The following is a 16,235-nucleotide window of genomic DNA, read 5'->3' on the forward strand; positions in this document are numbered from 1 at the left end:
CGGTGACTCCGGTTCGTGACGACGACCCCAAGGCCCGCTTGCGGGCCGTGGGGCTTCGAGTCACCGCACCGAGGGTCGCGGTGTTGGAGGCACTCGCCGCCGAGCCGCACGCCACTGCAGACGATGTGGCCGTCCGGGTCCGGAAAACCCTGGGATCGGTCTCCACCCAGGCGGTCTACGACGTCCTCCGGGCCTGTGTCAGCGCCGGTCTGATCCGCAGGATCGAGCCGGCCGGCTCATCCGCCCGCTACGAGACCAGGGCCGGCGATAACCATCACCACCTGGTGTGCCGAGTCTGCGGCTTGGTGGTCGATGTCGAATGTGTCATCGGGCCCGCGCCCTGCCTCGAGCTCTCGAATGTCGGCGGCTTCGTCGTCGATAAAGTCGAGGTGGTGTTCTGGGGTGTCTGCCCCGACTGTCGGACGGACCGCAACACCACGTAGACCGCATCTGCAGCCCTGACGTCCCGGCTACCACATCAGGTGGCCGGGACGTCTGATTTCCTGGGTGTGTCGGCACGAAACGTGAGATTGTGCCTAACCATGACGCGCAATCGGGCCTTGGTTGCCGTGCTGATCGCCATCCTGGCATCCGCGGTCGGCTGTGGCTCCGCACAACCGGAACGCAACGCGGCCATGATCTTCGCCGTCGGCGACTGCGTCAGCTTCCCGGCCGGCACCCCGTCGGCCCCAGAGGTCGCGCGTGCCACCAAGGTGGCCTGTAGCGCTGACCCGAGCTACACCGTCGGAGCTGTCGCCGACGCCGCGGGCAGCTGCCCGAGCGGCGAGTACCAGCATCTGCCCGCCAAACTGGCCGATCCGTCGACGGCCCGGCTGTGCCTGGTGCCCAATCTCGTGACCTATCACTGCTACGAACTCGGCATGCCCGCCGGCGTGATGGGACTGGCCGACTGCACCTCGCGCGGCAACGGCGTGCTGGTGCAGGTGACACAGCGGCTCGACGTCCATGATGGTTCGACCTGCCCGAAAGCCAGCGGCGAGTACGCCTGGCGTTATCCGTCTCCGGCTCGGACCTACTGCACTCGCACGCTGTACTGACTGGCATGATCGAGTGGATGCGTGCTCTGACTGTGGGGCTCGGGGTGGCCGGTCTGGCGTTGGCCCTGTCGGCACCGGCCGGTGCCCGTCCGTCGGACCCGGGTGTGGTGTCTTACGCGGTCCTGCCGAAGGGTTCGGTCGGTAACGTCGTCGGCGCCCCGATGACCTGGGCTTCCGACTCCACGGTTCCGATCCAGTCGTTCTGGGTCGACGACCCGGTGTGCAACAACTGGGCTGACATCGGACTGCCCGAGGTCTACAACGACCCCGATCTGGCGTCGTTCAACAGTGCCACGACCCAGACTTCGGCCAATGACGACAGCCACTACGTCAAACAGGCTGTCGGGGTATTCGCCACGGCCGACGCCGCCGACCGGGCGTTCCATCGGGTGGTCGACCGCACCCAGGGTTGTTCGGGGCTGACCAGCGCGATGCACCTGGACAACTTCGTCACCCAGGTGTGGACGTTTACCGGCGGCCCAGCCGGTCCGACGGATGCGGACTGGGTGAAACAGGAGGCCGGTACCGATCGGCGATGTTTCACCACCACACGTAAACGGGAAAACGTGCTCTTGCAAGCCAAAGTGTGTCAGTCCGGCAACGGTGGCCCGGCCGTCAATGTATTGGCCGGCGCCATGCAGAACTCGCTCGGGCAATAACTGCGGCACAGAGTTCGGTTACCCGGCACGAACGCGTAATCCGTCCAGAGGGCGACTTGTCGGTCCCATCTGGAAGATGGAAACAACCAGACGGTCCGACACCGGTAAGGACCGGGAGGGGTTTGTTGCCATGGCAGTACCCATCAGGGCTGATCCCGGGCCCCGAACACCCATCGAATTCAGCAGTTCTCAGCAGGCCGCTGCTTATATCGGTGCGCATTGTCTGCATGACGGTGCAGTCGGCCGGGTCGGGTTGGAGATCGAGGCTCACTGTTACGACCTGACGGATCCGATGCGCCGTCCCGGCTGGGACGAGCTGACCGCTGCCATCGAGACCGTGCCTCGATTGCCGGGCCGCAGCCGGATCACCGTCGAACCCGGAGGTGCGGTCGAGCTGTCCGGGCCGCCGGAGGACGGTCCGCTCGCCGCAATCACCGCACTCCTGGCTGATCGGGCGACGTTGCGCGCGGCCTTCGCCCGCCGCGGCCTCGGTCTGGTACTCCTGGGCACCGATCCGGTGCGGTTGACGCAGCGGGTGAATCCCGGTGCGCGGTACCGGGCCATGGAACGGTTCTTCGCCGCCAGCGACACCGGCGCCGCGGGTGCCGCGATGATGACATCGACCGCCTCGGTACAGGTCAATCTGGATGCCGGCCCCCGGGCCGGCTGGGCAGACCGGGTGCGGCTGGCCCATGCGCTCGGCCCGACGATGATCGCCATCACGGCCAATTCACCGCTGCTCGGCGGCGAATTCACCGGCTGGGTCTCCACCCGGCAGCGGGTGTGGGGTGAGCTCGACTCGGCGCGCTGCGGGCCCGTTCTCGGTGCCGACGGGACCGATCCGGCCAGCGACTGGGCGCATTACGCGCTGCGGGCTCCGGTGATGTTGGTCAACACCGCCGACGACGTGGGCGCGGTGCCTGTCGTCAACTGGGTGCCTTTCGCGGACTGGGCCGACGGCCTGGCTGTGCTGGGCGGCAGGCACCCCACCTCGGCCGACCTGGATTACCACCTGACGACACTGTTTCCGCCGGTGCGGCCGCGCCGGTGGCTGGAGATCAGATATCTCGACAGCCTGCCCGACGGGCTGTGGCCGGCCGCAGTGTTCACGCTCACCACGCTGCTCGACGACCCGGACGCCGCCGCGATCGCTGCGGAGGCGACCGCACCGGTGGCGACAGCGTGGGACCGAGCGGCCCGGGTGGGCTTGGCCGATCGACGGCTTCACGCGGCGGCGGTCAGCTGTGTCCGGGCCGCGGCAGAGCGTGCTCCCGCAGAACTCGCGGAATCGATGCGGCGTTTGGTGCGGTCGGTCGAACAGGGCCGCTCGCCGGCCGACGACTTCGCCGACCGGGCGGTGCGGTTCGGGATCGCGTCGGCGGTGAGCCAACTGGCGAAAGGTGAGTCTTGACCACACGTGAGACGCTGGCGCAGGAGCTGATGCGGGCCCGGGAACGCACGCTGCGGTTGGTCGATTTCGACGATGCCGAGCTGCACCGCCAGTACAACCCCCTGATGAGCCCGCTGGTGTGGGATCTTGCGCACATCGGGCAGCAGGAAGAACTGTGGTTGCTGCGCGGTGGCGACCCAACCCGGCCCGGCATGTTGGCCCCTGCGGTGGAACGGCTTTATGACGCGTTCGAGCATTCCCGCGCCAGCCGCGTCCAGCTGCCACTGTTGCCGCCCACCGAGGCCCGGGCCTACTGCGCGACGGTGCGTGCCAAGGCGCTCGATGCGCTCGACGCGCTGCCCGAGGACGCGTCGCAGTTCAACTTCGGTCTGGTGATCAGTCACGAAAACCAGCACGACGAAACCATGCTGCAGGCGCTGGGTCTGCGGGTGGGAACGCCATTGTTGGATACCGCCAGCCCGTTGCCACCCGGACGCGCCGACGTAGCCGGCACCTCGGTGCTGATCCCGGGTGGCCCGTTCACGCTCGGCGTCGACGAGCTCACCGAACCGCACTCGTTGGACAACGAGCGGCCCGCGCACGTGGTGGACATACCGTCGTTCCGCATCGGGCGAGTTCCGGTCACCAATGCCGAATGGCGCGGGTTCATCGACGACGGCGGCTACCAACAGCCGTGCTGGTGGTCCGAGCTTGGCTGGACCCACCGGCAAGAGGCGGGTCTCGTGGCACCGCAGTTCTGGAATGCCGACGGCACCCGCACCCGGTTCGGACACGTCGAGGCGATCCCGGGTGGCGAGCCCGTCCAGCACGTCACGTACTTCGAGGCCGAGGCCTACGCGGCCTGGGCCGGGGCCCGGCTGCCCACCGAGATCGAGTGGGAGAAAGCCTGTGCGTGGGATCCCGCAACTGGGTCCCGGCGCCGATTCCCATGGGGCGCTTCAGAGCCCACCGCTGTCCTGGCCAACCTCGGCGGTGACGCGTTGCGCCCGGCACCCGTCGGAGCCTATCCCGCAGGGGCATCGGCCTATGGCGTGGAGCAGCTGCTCGGCGACGTCTGGGAGTGGACCAGCTCCCCGCTGAACCCGTGGCCCGGCTTCACTCCGATGATCTACGAGCGTTACACCCAGCCGTTCTTCGGCGGCGACTACCGGGTGCTGCGTGGCGGATCGTGGGCAGTGGCCGCGGGCATCCTGCGGCCCAGCTTCCGTAACTGGGACCACCCGTTCCGCCGCCAGATCTTCTCCGGTGTCCGCCTCGCCTGGGACGCCACCTGATGTGCCGGCACCTCGGTTGGCTCGGCGCGCCCCGGTCGGTGGCCTCGCTCGTGCTCGACCCGCCGCAGGGGCTGCTGGTGCAGTCCTACGCGCCGCGACGGCAGAAGCACGGCCTGATGAATGCCGACGGTTGGGGCGTGGGCTTTTTCTCGCCCGATCTCCCCGGCGGCAGACCCGCGCGCTGGCGTAGCGACAGACCACTGTGGGGCGACGCGTCGTTCGCGTCGGTGGCACCCGCGCTGCGCAGCGGCTGCGTCGTCGCAGCGGTCCGCTCGGCGACCGTCGGCATGCCGATCGAACCGTCGGCGTGCGCCCCCTTCACCGACGGGCAGTGGCTGCTGTCGCACAACGGCGTGGTGGATCGCGCGGTGCTGCCGGTGACCGCGCACGCCGAATCCACGGTCGACAGTGCGGTGCTCGCGGCGCTGATTTTCTCCCGCGGGCTGGAAACGCTGGGCGATACGGTTGTCGAGGTCGGCGAGGCCGATCCCGACGCCCGGCTGAACATCCTCGCCGCCAACGGTTCTCGCATGCTCGCCACCACCTGGGGCGACACCCTGTCGGTGCGGCAGCAGCCTGACGGCGTGGTGCTGGCCAGTGAACCGTACGACGACGCGCCCGAATGGCGCGACATCCCCGACCGGCACCTGGTGTACGTACACGACTCACACGTCGAACTGATACCCCTGAAAGGACCGGCATGACGCTCACACTGTCCAACTACCTGGCCGCCGACTCCGCCGCGGAAGCCCTGCGCCGTGACGTCCGCCAAGGCCTCGCCCAGACACCGAAAAGCCTGCCACCCAAGTGGTTCTACGATGCGGTGGGCAGCGACCTGTTCGACCAGATCACCCGGCTGCCCGAGTACTATCCGACCCGCACCGAGGCGCAGATCCTGCGCGAGCACTCCGCCGAGATCGCTGCGTCCGCCGGTGCCGACACGCTGGTGGAGCTGGGTAGCGGCACCTCGGAGAAGACCCGGATGCTGCTCGACGCGATGCGCGACGGCGGACTGCTGCGCCGGTTCATCCCGTTCGATGTCGACGCCGGCATGTTGCGCGCCGCGGGTAAGGCCATCGGACGCGAATATCCCGGGGTCGAAATCCATGCGGTGTGTGGCGATTTCGAGGAGCACCTCGGCAAGATCCCGCAGGTGGGACGGCGGTTGGTGATCTTCCTGGGGTCCACGATCGGCAACCTGACCTCGGGGCCACGCGCCGAGTTCTTGGACACCCTGGCCGACACCCTGCAGCCGGGCGACAGTCTGCTGTTGGGCACCGACCTGGTGAAGGACGCGGCGCGGCTGGTCCGCGCCTACGACGACAGTGCCGGTGTGACAGCCGAATTCAACCGCAACGTGCTGGCCGTGGTGAACCGCGAGTTGGGCGCCGACTTCGACCCGGCAGCCTTCGAGCATGTGGCCCGGTGGAACGGCGACGAGGAGCGCATCGAGATGTGGCTGCGGACTCGCGATGCGCAGCAGGTCCGGGTAGCGGCACTCGGCCTCGATGTGACGTTCGCAGCGGGCGAAGAGATGCTGACCGAGGTGTCGTGCAAGTTCCGGCCGGACGATGTGACGGCAGAGCTGGCGAAAGCTGGCCTGCGACAAACTCATTGGTGGACCGACGGGCCCGGCGACTTCGGCCTGTCGCTGGCCGTCAAATGAGTCTCGCGCAGCAGTGGCGCGCCGCCCGTCCGCAGGTCGCGGGGCTGCACCTGGACAGTGGTGCATGCTCCCGTCAGGGTTTCGCGGCGATCGACGCGGCAGCCGCCCACGCCCGCCACGAGGCCGAGGTCGGTGGTTACGTCGCGCTCGACGCCTCGGCCCCTGTGCTCGACGCGGGCCGGGCCGCGGTCGCGGCGCTGACCGGCCTGCCCGCCGCCAACGTGGTCTACACTTTCGGGTCCGGCAACGGCCTGGATCTGCTGCTGAGCAGCTGGCCGGGGGAGCGGACCGCCGCGTGCCTGGTCGGTGAATACGGTCCCAACCTAGCGGTGATGGCGGCCAACGGGTTTGCGGTACGGGCGCTGCCCGTCGATGGCGCGGGCCGGTTGGACGTCGACGCGGCGGCCGGTCAACTCGCAACTGACCCGCCCGCGCTCGCGCACCTGACGGCATTGGCCAGTCATCGCGGTGTGGCCCAGCCGCTGGCGGAGTTCGCCGCGGTATGCCGGGCCGCCGGCATCCCTCTCGTGGTGGATGCCGCCCAGGCGCTCGGCCATCTCGACTGCAATGTCGGCGCCGCCGCGCTGTACTCGTCGGCCCGCAAATGGCTGGCCGGCCCGCGCGGCGTGGGAGTACTCGCACTCGGCGAGGAACTGGCCCAGCGGCTGCAGCCTCGGGTGCCGCCACCTTCCTGGGGCATACCGGCGCGGGCGGTGCGGACGCTGGACGGGGTCGAATCGAATGCCGCTGCCCGCATCGGGTTTTCGGTTGCGCTCGGCGAGCACCTCGCGGCCGGTCCCGACCGGGTGCGTGCCCGGCTGGCCGAGGTGGGCCGGCTGTCTCGGCAGGTGCTCGCCGATGCGCCCGGCTGGCGCGTGGTGGAATCGGCCGACGAACCCACGGCTATCACCACGCTCGAGCCGACCGACGGGGCCGACCCAACCGCGGTGCGGGCCCGGCTCATCGCTGAGCACGGCATCGTCACCACGGCATGTGAACTCATGCGGGCACCGTTCGAGATGACCAAACCGGTGCTGCGGATCTCCCCCCACGTCGATGCGGGTGTCGAAGACCTCGAACAGTTCGCGCGGGCATTGCGGGAAGTGGTGTAGTGAACGGTGTCTAGCGGCGGCCCTGCAGCACTGCCTCGATGTTGCGTTCCGCCAATGCCGTGATCGACATGAACGGGTTGCACCCGAGATAGCCGGGGATCAGCGATGCGTCGTTGACATAGAGGTTGTCGTAACCTTTGACGCGTCCGAACGCATCGGTGACGTCACCGCGGACACAACCGCCCAACGGATGAACTGTGTTGGGGGCGAAGATCTCCCCGGAATAGATGTCATCACGGTAATCCACCCCGTTGACCTGCGTCAGCTTGTCGAAGACCTTTCGAGTCCGCTCGGTCAGGTGGTCGGTGTAGGCGGCAGGCCAGTCGATGGTGATCGAATCTGACGTCCGGTCATAGGTGATGTTGGCGCGATCACCGGTCTTGACCATGACGTAGTAGCCGAGCATCAAGGTCTCGACCGGCAGCGGAAGGGAAAACATGGTGGCGTAGACCGGGTTCTCGGTGTCAGCCCGGCCGTCGAGGTTGATCAGCCCGAGCAGTGACTGCTGGGTTCCGGCGGGATCGCTCTTCTTGAGCCAGTGCGACACCATCATGTCACCGTTGTTGCCGTATCCGGATCCCAGAGCATCATTCAGGTCCGGTAGCGCCCCGGTCTCCCGGGCGCGCAATAGAATCTGATTGGTACCCAATACACCGGCGGTCAAAAATAGCTGATCGCAACCGATTTCGTCGCGGCCGGTCTCCTTGCCCCAGCGGTCGATCGATCTGGTGGACACCACGTACTCGCGACCCTCCCGGCGTACGGCGGTCACCTCCGTAAGCGGCCGCAACGTGACCTTCCCGGTGGCCAGAGCGGATGCGACATAAGTCTGGTCGACGCTGCCCCTGCGCCCGTAGTTGTTGCCGAACTGCTGCTCGAACGCAAACGCCGATCGTTCAACCGTCCCGGCCTCTTCGTCCTTCATATAGTCGAACGAGTAGGCACTGCCGTTGTAATCGACCGGATACCCTGCCGCGGCGGCGTATTCGCGGCCGACTCGGGCGAACTGGAACCACGGTGTGCGTTCGAACCAGTCCATGTCGCGGTAGCTGATCAGCAGCGTGCGTTTGGCGCGCTCGATGTATGTCCCCAGAAACTCGTCCACCCCGATGTCAGGGAAGCATTCGGCGATCTGCCGCGCAGTCGGTACGGCGGCCACGGCCGCGTTGACCAGTGAGCCTCCGCCGACTCCGATCCCGCGAAACACATGGTGAGCGCCGTGCGTCGTCTTGTCGCAGATCCCGGCTTGAACGGGCTGCGGCGACGGCGAATTGCGCGCGATCTCGTCGATCGAGAATCCTTGGAACGATGTGACCAGGCTCGGCGGAACCGAACTGAACCAGCCCGCCCGAGTGTCGGCGGGCAACATCTTGGTGAACCGTTTACCGTCGGCGTCGGGTGTGTCCCACAGCCGGCCCTTCTCCAGCAGGAGGGTCTCAATACCGGCCTCTCCCAGGCGAAGTGCAGACACCCCGCCGCCGTAGCCGCTGCCGATCACGATCGCAGAGTAGTGAGCGCGAGGCTCGGAGCGGTCGGCATGTTGGTACATCCACCAGCCCGCGCCGCCGGCACTGAGTGCGACCGCCGTACCGGCGCCCAGAAACTGCCTGCGCGATATGGCGGTCATGCCACGCGCGTGTGGTGTCTGCGGATGAGGTGTTCGCGGTGCCGCGGGTCGAGCGCGGCCAACTCGATGCGACCCGAATAGTGCTCGAGCACCTGCGGATCCATGACTCTGCGCCACAGCGGCGGAACCAGTGACAGCACGAACATGACGCCGTATCCGTTGGGCAGCTGAGGCGCCTCGTCGAGACTGCGCAGGGTTTGGTAGCGCCGCTGGGGATTGGTGTGATGGTCGGAGTGGCGCTGGAGGTGGTAGAGGAAGACGTTTGCGACCAGGGTGTTGCTGTTCCAGCTATGCCGGGCGGAGACGGGTTCGTACCGGCCGCTGGGCAGACGTTGGCGCCGCAGTCCGTAGTGCTCGAGGTAGTTGACCGCTTCGAGCAGACAGAAGCCGACGATCGCCTGGCCGATGAGCATCGGAAGGACCACCGGCCCGAACCACACGGCGAGCCCGCAGAACAGGACGAGACTCATCAGCCATGCGTTGAGCACATTGTTTCTGAGTGTCCACGGTGTCTTTCCGCCGCGGGTGAATCGCCGCGCCTCCAACGCCCATGCCGATCGAAGCCCGCCGATCACCGAGCGCGGGATGAAGCGGTACAGGCTTTGACCCATCAGTGAACTGGCGGGATCGGCCGGTGTCGCGACGCGTACGTGGTGCCCGCGATTGTGTTCGACGAAGAAGTGGCCGTAGCACGTCTGGGCCAGGGCGATCTTGCTCAGCCGCCGCTCGAGGCGGGCGTTTCTGTGTCCCAACTCGTGGGCGGCGTTGATCCCGATGCCGCCCACGATCCCCACCGTGACCAGTAGGCCGGCGCGGTCGATCGGCGACAGAACCACCCAGCCGCCACCGCTCCACAACCAGCACGCGAAGATCAGGGACAGGTACTGGGTGGGCAGGTAGAGGTAAGTCGCCCAGCGATACCAGTGATCGTTGTCGAGATCGATGTAGGCGTCCTCGGCTGGGGTGCTGCGGTCGGTCCCGACGATGCGGTCGAGCAGCGGCATCACTACGAACGTCAGAAGCGCACCGAGCCACCAGAACCCGCCGAACCCCGTTACTTTCACGGCCAGCCAGGACACCATCACCAAGCCGGGGATCGCAGCGGCGAGAAGCCACAGATACCGTTTTGGGTCATTCCAACTGCGCTGTGTGTCCGCGTTGTAGTTGTAACTGCTCGTTACGAAGCCGGCTGTCATGACCGCCCCGATCTTCAAATGACATTTGCCTCGGAGCACTCTAGCAATGTTTATAAGAATTCGACAGTCCTTGTGTGCGTTGCCCACGATATTTGCTAGCACCGCGGGTGGGCGCACGAGCGACGGTAGTCAGCTTTGCTGAGCAGAGCTAGATGCCCGATTTGACCTCGATTGTTCGAGGATTTACCTGTTGGAGTGCATCTGCGTGCCCATGGCTGTAAGGGTGGCTGTCTGTTCGGTCGCATGACCTGGGTGTGCTACTTCGGCAAATGTGCAGTTGTATCCCATGGTGCGGTTCCGAGGATGTCTGGGCGTAGCAGCTTTGCCGACGGGCGATCGGGATTGGGCCCGTTGCGCAGGGGAGTGCGCGCGGCCGGTAGTGGGAACGGCCGCGCTGAGGCGGTATATATGTCGCCGTGCGACCGTGACGGAAATGCCGACCGCTCAGGGCGTGTCGGGCGACAGACACGCGCGCTCGCGGTGCCTGGGGTGTCTCAGCCTTTGTGTGCGGTCAACAGGAAGGCCGGGAACTTGATCCGACCCTTCTCGTCGTGATCGTGCGGCAGTGCTTCCACCGGTGCGCCCGGGATGGCGGTTACGTTCGCGTGGATGAAGGCCGGGCGGATGTCGTCGACCACCCAGTGCTTGGACACAGCCGCCCGTAACTCATCCTCGTCGACTTCGTTGGGCTTGGTCTCCAGGTCTTCCGGGAACGCGCCCTTGGCGAACACCAGCACGTAGTAGGACGCGCCGGGCGTCGAGGCCTGGTGAATCGAGCTCAGGTAGCCGTCGCGGCTCTCGACGGGCAGCGAGTGGAACAAGGTCGAGTCCACCACGGTGCTGAATCGGCCGTCGTAGCCGGTGAACGAGGTGATGTCACCCTGTACGAAGCTGGCGGTTCTCAGATTGCGCTCCTGCGCGGCGCGATTGGCCGCGGCGATCGCCGTCGGGCTCAAATCCATGCCTACGACGGTGTAGCCGTCGGACGCCAGGGTCAACGACAGTTCCGCGTGGCCGCAGCCGGCGTCGAGCACATCACTACGAAACTTTCCGGCCCGGTGCAGCGCCGCCAGTTCGGGCTGCGGCTCACCGATATTCCACGGTGGCGGGCCGGCGAACTCGCCTGTGCCGCGGTAGGCGTTGTCCCAATCCAAGACCTGATCGAATGCCATGCAATCCAACGTACGCGAGTCAATCCCAGCTGTGGACCGGCTCATTACTGTGCATCTGCTGGACGTACAGCCGCAACATTTCGGCCAGTGCCTGCGGCCTCGACACCCCGCGCCGTTCGATCCGCTGCACCGTCGATACCTGCCAGGCTGCACCGGTCTGCCCGGTCTTCGCCCGTGCTTCGATCACGCCGAGGTAGCGGTCACACACCTCGCCTGCCACACCCCAGTGCCGCAGCCCATCGTGGGCCATCGGCAGCAGCCGGCGCAGTATCAGTTCGTCTGGAGTGACCTCGCCCAGCCCGGGCCAGTACAGCCGGGACTCCATGCCGTGTTGCGCAGCGGATTCGAAATTATGTTGTGCAGCAGCGAAACTCAGCCTTGTCCAGATCGGCCGGTCCTCCTCGGACAGGGTGCGCAGCAGCCCGTAGTAGAACGCCGAGTTGGCCATCATGTCCACCACGGTCGGCCCGGCAGGCAGTACCCGGTTCTCCACCCGCAGGTGCGGCAAGCCGTTCACGACGTCATAGACGGGCCGGTTCCAGCGGTAGATGGTGCCGTTGTGCAGCCGCAGCTCCGGCAGTCGCGGTGCCCGGCCGGCCGCCAGCTCGGCTGCCGGGTCCTCGTCGGACAGCTCGGGCAGCAGCGACGGGAAATACCGCACGTTCTCCTCGAAGAGGTCGAAGATCGAGGTGATCCAACGCTCGCCGAACCACACCCGTGGGCGCACGCCCTGCGTCTTGAGCTCGTCGGGGCGGGTGTCGGTGGCCTGGGCGAACAGTTCGATGCGGGTCTCGGCCCACAGCTGGTGGCCGAAGAAATACGGCGAGTTGGCGCCGACGGCCAGCTGCGGGCCGGCCAGCACCTGCGCGGCGTTCCAGTTTCGGGCGAAATCGGCGGGCGAGACCTGCAGATGCAGTTGCATGCTGGTACACGCGGATTCCGGGGCGATCGACGCGGCCTGCAGCGAAAGGCGCTCCGGACCGGAAATGTCGATCGTGATGTCCTCGCCGCGCGCGGTGAAGATCGAGTCGTTGAGGGCTTGGTATCGCGTCGACTCGCTCATCCAACCGGCCGAAAGATGTTCGGGCATAAGCGTCGGCAGGATGCCGACCATGACGATGTGCGCGCCGTTCTGGCTTGCCTTCGTCTCGGCTGCATTGAGGCTGTCCCGCACTTCGGATTCCAGGTCCAGTGCGGAACGACCGGGTAACGGCCGGGGCGGCACATTGAATTCGATGTTGTAGGCGCCCAGTTCGGTCTGGTACGCGGGATCGGCGATGGAGGCCAGGACCTCCTGGTTGGTCATCGCCGGTTGGTAGGCGTTGTCCACCAGATTGCATTCGATCTCCATGCCGGTCAGCGGCCGCTCAAACTCGAAGCGGGACTGCGTCAGCATGGTTTCGAACACGTCGAGGCAGAGTTGCACCTTGCGCCGGTACTGTTGCCGGTGCGCCCGGGTGTATTCGGTATTGCTGACCTCTTCGCCCACACGCCGATGCAACAACGTCGGGGATCCGGTGCGCAGGAAAATTGCGTAATAGGCTCGCTGATTGTGTGCCCGACAAGCTGACGAGGAACAGGGCGGGCTCGAGCAGGTCGACGGAGTCGACCGTGTCGCCGCCCTGACCGGGGTACGGGCGGTCGCTGCGATGACCGTGATGGGAACCCACGCGTCCTACGGCACCGGGCTGCTCACTCACGGCTATGCCGGTCTGCTGGGCGCGCGCCTGGAGATCGGGGTGCCGATCTTTTTCGTGCTCTCAGGCCTGTTGTTGTTCCGCCCGTGGGTGCGCGCCGCGGCGGACGGTGGCAGGCCGCCGTCGGTGCTGCGCTATGCCCGCAGCCGGTTCCGCCGGATCGTGCCCGCGTATGTGGTGACGGTGCTGCTGGTGTTCGGGATCTACCAGCTGCGCCCGGTGCACCCCAACCCGGGCCACACCTGGGTGGGCCTGGCGCGGAATCTGACCTTGACCCAGATCTACAGCGACGACTACTTCACTGCCTACCTGCATCAGGGGCTCTCCCAGATGTGGAGCTTGGCTGTGGAGGTGGCGTTCTACGCAGCGCTGCCGGTGCTGGCCTATCTGCTGCTGGCGGTGCTGTGCCGACGCCGGTTCCGGCCGCTGCTGCTGCTCACGGGGCTGGTGGTGATCGCCGCGGTGAGCCCGGCTTGGCTGGTGATCCTGCACAACACCCACTGGTTGCCGGTGGGTGCGGGGGCGTGGCTGCCGCACTACCTGGCCTGGTTCGCGGGCGGGATGATGCTCGCGGTGCTGGGGGCGACGGGGGTGCGGTGCTACGCGCTGGCGGTGCTGCCACTGGCCGTGGCCTGCTATCTGGTGGTGGCGACGCCGATTGCCGGGCGGACCACCGCGGTCACCCTCAGCCTGTCCGAAGATGTGTCCAAGACGATCCTGTATGCGGTGATCGCCACGCTGGTGGTGGCACCACTCGCGCTGGGGGATTCCGGCGGGTACGCCCGGCTGATGGGCAGCCGACCGCTGGTGTGGTTGGGCGAGATCTCGTACGAGATCTTCCTGCTGCACGTGGTGGTCATGGACCTGGTGATGGCGCTGGTGTTGCGGTGGCCCGTCTACACCGGCTCCGCTGCAGTGCTGTTCGCCGTCACGCTGGCCGCGACCGTGCCGCCGGCGTGGTTGCTGCATCGGCTCACCCGGCCCCGGCGCTAACCACGGCGTGCGATGACGATTTGGGGCAGCGTGAGTCCGCTGCGCAGTTCGAGCTGGATGGTCCGGTCGGCGTGCAGAGCGAGGCTGCGCAGCGCCGAGGGGCTGTAGGAGCGCAGCGAGCTGATGACGCCGTCATGGATGAACGGGACGAACGGCGCGGCCGGCAGCATCGTCGCGAGCCTGAGCAGATGCAGCAGGGCGGGCGGGCGCGGCAGGTCGATGATCAGCAGCCTGTCCGCGACGCGGGTGCCCTCGGCGAACACCCGGGAGGCTTGCGCGGGCGACAGATGGTGGAACGACAGTGCGAACACCGCGAGGTCGAAGCTGCGATCGGCGGCGTCGATTGCCGTGGCGTCGAGCCGTCGGACTTCCGCGCGGGGATGGGTGCCGAGTTCGCCCGCGGCCAGCGCGTCCACCGAGGCCCGGTCGATATCGGAGACGGTGACATGCGCCGACGGGTGATTGACCAGCAGCTGGCGTGACAGCCCGCCGTGCCCGGCGCCGAGTTCCAGAATCCGCGGGTCGGCCACCTCGGCGACCAGGTCCAGCGCGATCGCCGCGAACTTCTCGTGGTTGCCGAAGAACCGGCCGCTCCAGTCCAGCGCGTCGATCACCTGTTTCTTGCGTGCGTCGGCACTGCCGTCTCCGTCATCGTCGCGGTCGAGGTATTCCAGCCGGTCGGTCTCCAGCAGCCGGTCCAGGCAGGATGCGTCGTAGCCGCCACGGGGCATCCGTTCGATACCGATTTTCGGCGACGTGCCGCTCGTAGGAAGAGAATCAGCTCCAGGTGCCATGTAAGCCATGATGGACGTTTCGGAGGGTAGGAGCGACAGCGACTCGGGAAGGACCACAGTGGCCGATTTCGTCGCAGCCATCGACCAAGGCACCACCAGCACCCGCTGCATGATCTTCGACCACGCCGGCGCCGAGGTGGGCCGCCATCAGCTCGAGCACGAGCAGATCCTGCCGCGGGCCGGGTGGGTCGAACACAATCCGGCGGAGATCTGGGAACGCACCGCAGCAGTCATCATGACCGCGCTGAACAAGACCGGACTCACCGCTGCGGACCTCGCGGGGCTCGGCATCACCAACCAGCGGGAGACCACACTGGTGTGGAACCGCCACACCGGCAGGCCGTATCACAACGCCATCGTGTGGCAGGACACCCGCACCGACCGGATCGCCGCGGCCCTGGATCGCGACGGGCGCGGCGAGGTGATTCGGCGCAAGGCCGGGCTGCCGCCCGCAACGTACTTCTCCGGCGGCAAGATTGCGTGGATCCTGGAGAACGTCGACGGCGTGCGGGCTGACGCCGAGAGGGGTGACGCGCTCTTCGGTAACCCCGACAGCTGGTTGGTGTGGAATCTGACGGGTGGTCACCGCGGCGGCGTGCACGTCACCGACGTCACCAATGCCAGCCGCACCATGCTGATGAACCTGGAAACCTTGGACTGGGACGATGAACTGTTGTCGTTCTTCGGGATTCCGCGCCAGATGCTGCCCGAGATCCGGCCGTCGTCGTCGCCCGTGCCCTACGGCCTCACCCGCGCCGAGGGGCCACTGGACGGTGAGGTGCCGTTGACGGGCATCCTCGGGGACCAGCAGGCCGCGATGGTCGGCCAGGTCTGCCTGGATGCCGGCGAGGCCAAGAACACCTATGGCACCGGCAATTTCCTGCTGCTCAACACGGGCGAGAAGATGGTCCGATCCGACAACGGGCTGCTGACCACGGTGTGCTACCAGTTCGGTGACTCGAAACCCGTGTACGCCCTGGAAGGTTCGATCGCGGTCACCGGATCGGCCGTGCAGTGGTTGCGCGATCAGCTCGGCATCATCAGTGGCGCCGCGCAGAGCGAGTCGCTGGCCCGGCAGGTCTCCGACAACGGCGGCGTGTACTTCGTGCCTGCGTTCTCCGGGCTGTTCGCGCCGTACTGGCGTTCGGACGCCCGGGGCGCGATCGTCGGGCTGTCGCGGTTCAACACCAACGCGCACGTGGCCCGGGCCACGCTGGAGGCGATCTGCTACCAGAGCCGCGACGTGGTCGACGCGATGGAGGCCGATTCCGGTGTGCACCTTGAGGTTCTGAAGGTCGACGGCGGTATCACCGCCAACCAGCTGTGCATGCAGATTCAGGCCGATGTGCTCGGCGTGGACGTGGTCAAGCCGGTGGTCGCCGAGACCACCGCGCTCGGCGCGGCCTATGCGGCGGGGCTGGCGGTGGGGTTCTGGAGCAACGCCGACGATCTGCGGGCCAATTGGCAGGAAGGCCAGCGCTGGAGCCCGCAATGGAGTGAGGAGCAGCGATCCAGTGGCTACGCCGGTTGGCGGAAAGCCGTGCAGCGCACGCTGGATTGGGTCGAGATCGACTGA

15 protein-coding genes are annotated in these 16,235 nt (G+C 66.9%); 10 read left to right on the plus strand and 5 right to left on the minus strand.

Annotated elements, in window-relative coordinates; translation table 11 throughout:
• Positions 1-2: 2 nt before the first annotated feature.
• The 8 genes from H276_RS0120355 (at position 3) to egtE (ending at position 7,180) form a co-directional block, all read left to right on the plus strand.
• Positions 3-443, plus strand: coding sequence for a Fur family transcriptional regulator (locus H276_RS0120355; RefSeq protein ID WP_019973130.1), 441 nt, complete (start codon positions 3-5; stop codon positions 441-443).
• A gap of 99 nt (positions 444-542) precedes the next feature.
• Positions 543-1,058 carry a hypothetical protein gene (locus H276_RS0120360; RefSeq protein ID WP_019973131.1) on the plus strand — a complete coding sequence of 172 codons (516 nt, stop codon included), beginning with the start codon at positions 543-545 and terminating at the stop codon, positions 1,056-1,058.
• 17 nt (positions 1,059-1,075) lie between these two features.
• Positions 1,076-1,717 (plus strand): sensor domain-containing protein, encoded by a 642-nt coding sequence (locus tag H276_RS0120365; protein ID WP_026357239.1) that lies wholly within the window; start codon positions 1,076-1,078, stop codon positions 1,715-1,717.
• A gap of 130 nt (positions 1,718-1,847) precedes the next feature.
• Positions 1,848-3,128, plus strand: a complete 1,281-nt coding sequence (gene egtA, locus H276_RS0120370) for an ergothioneine biosynthesis glutamate--cysteine ligase EgtA (RefSeq protein WP_019973133.1) — start codon at positions 1,848-1,850, stop codon at positions 3,126-3,128.
• The gene (gene egtB / locus H276_RS0120375) at positions 3,125-4,402 is read left to right on the plus strand and encodes an ergothioneine biosynthesis protein EgtB (protein ID WP_019973134.1); all 1,278 of its coding nucleotides are present in this window, start codon (positions 3,125-3,127) and stop codon (positions 4,400-4,402) included. Before egtA ends, egtB begins: the two co-directional genes overlap by 4 nt.
• The gene (egtC, locus tag H276_RS0120380; protein ID WP_019973135.1) at positions 4,402-5,106 is read left to right on the plus strand and encodes an ergothioneine biosynthesis protein EgtC; all 705 of its coding nucleotides are present in this window, start codon (positions 4,402-4,404) and stop codon (positions 5,104-5,106) included. Before egtB ends, egtC begins: the two co-directional genes overlap by 1 nt.
• Complete coding sequence (gene egtD / locus H276_RS0120385; RefSeq protein WP_019973136.1) at positions 5,103-6,068, plus strand: L-histidine N(alpha)-methyltransferase; 966 nt, start codon at positions 5,103-5,105, stop codon at positions 6,066-6,068. The genes egtC and egtD overlap by 4 nt, the downstream gene beginning before the upstream one ends.
• Positions 6,065-7,180, plus strand: coding sequence for an ergothioneine biosynthesis PLP-dependent enzyme EgtE (gene egtE, locus H276_RS0120390; RefSeq protein WP_019973137.1), 1,116 nt, complete (start codon positions 6,065-6,067; stop codon positions 7,178-7,180). Before egtD ends, egtE begins: the two co-directional genes overlap by 4 nt.
• Before the next feature lie 10 nt (positions 7,181-7,190).
• On the opposite strand, the gene H276_RS0120395 is transcribed toward egtE, so the two are convergent.
• The 4 genes from H276_RS0120395 to H276_RS0120410 form a co-directional block, all read right to left on the minus strand.
• A complete protein-coding gene (locus H276_RS0120395; RefSeq protein ID WP_019973138.1) occupies positions 7,191-8,807 on the minus strand; it encodes a GMC oxidoreductase in 1,617 nt (538 codons plus the stop codon).
• Entirely contained in the window at positions 8,804-10,003 is a 1,200-nt protein-coding gene (locus tag H276_RS0120400) for an alkane 1-monooxygenase (RefSeq protein ID WP_051111492.1), read from the minus strand. Before H276_RS0120400 ends, H276_RS0120395 begins: the two co-directional genes overlap by 4 nt.
• 494 nt (positions 10,004-10,497) lie before the next feature.
• Complete coding sequence (locus H276_RS0120405) at positions 10,498-11,175, minus strand: class I SAM-dependent methyltransferase (protein WP_019973140.1); 678 nt, start codon at positions 11,173-11,175, stop codon at positions 10,498-10,500.
• A 19-nt stretch (positions 11,176-11,194) separates the two neighbouring features.
• Positions 11,195-12,664, minus strand: coding sequence for a hypothetical protein (locus H276_RS0120410; RefSeq protein WP_019973141.1), 1,470 nt, complete (start codon positions 12,662-12,664; stop codon positions 11,195-11,197).
• 61 nt (positions 12,665-12,725) lie between these two features.
• Between H276_RS0120410 and H276_RS0120415 the strand changes: the two genes are divergently transcribed.
• Positions 12,726-13,865, plus strand: a complete 1,140-nt coding sequence (locus H276_RS0120415; RefSeq protein ID WP_019973142.1) for an acyltransferase — start codon at positions 12,726-12,728, stop codon at positions 13,863-13,865.
• Here the strand turns inward: H276_RS0120415 and H276_RS0120420 are convergent.
• Complete coding sequence (locus H276_RS0120420; protein WP_369758531.1) at positions 13,862-14,668, minus strand: class I SAM-dependent methyltransferase; 807 nt, start codon at positions 14,666-14,668, stop codon at positions 13,862-13,864. The two genes, H276_RS0120415 and H276_RS0120420, sit on opposite strands and share 4 nt — an antisense overlap.
• 1 nt (position 14,669) lies before the next feature.
• Between H276_RS0120420 and glpK the strand changes: the two genes are divergently transcribed.
• Complete coding sequence (gene glpK, locus H276_RS0120425; protein WP_196807967.1) at positions 14,670-16,235, plus strand: glycerol kinase GlpK; 1,566 nt, start codon at positions 14,670-14,672, stop codon at positions 16,233-16,235.

The sequence above is a fragment of the Mycobacterium sp. 141 genome (genome assembly GCF_000382405.1).
In the GTDB taxonomy this organism is placed as follows: Bacteria; Actinomycetota; Actinomycetes; order Mycobacteriales; family Mycobacteriaceae; genus Mycobacterium.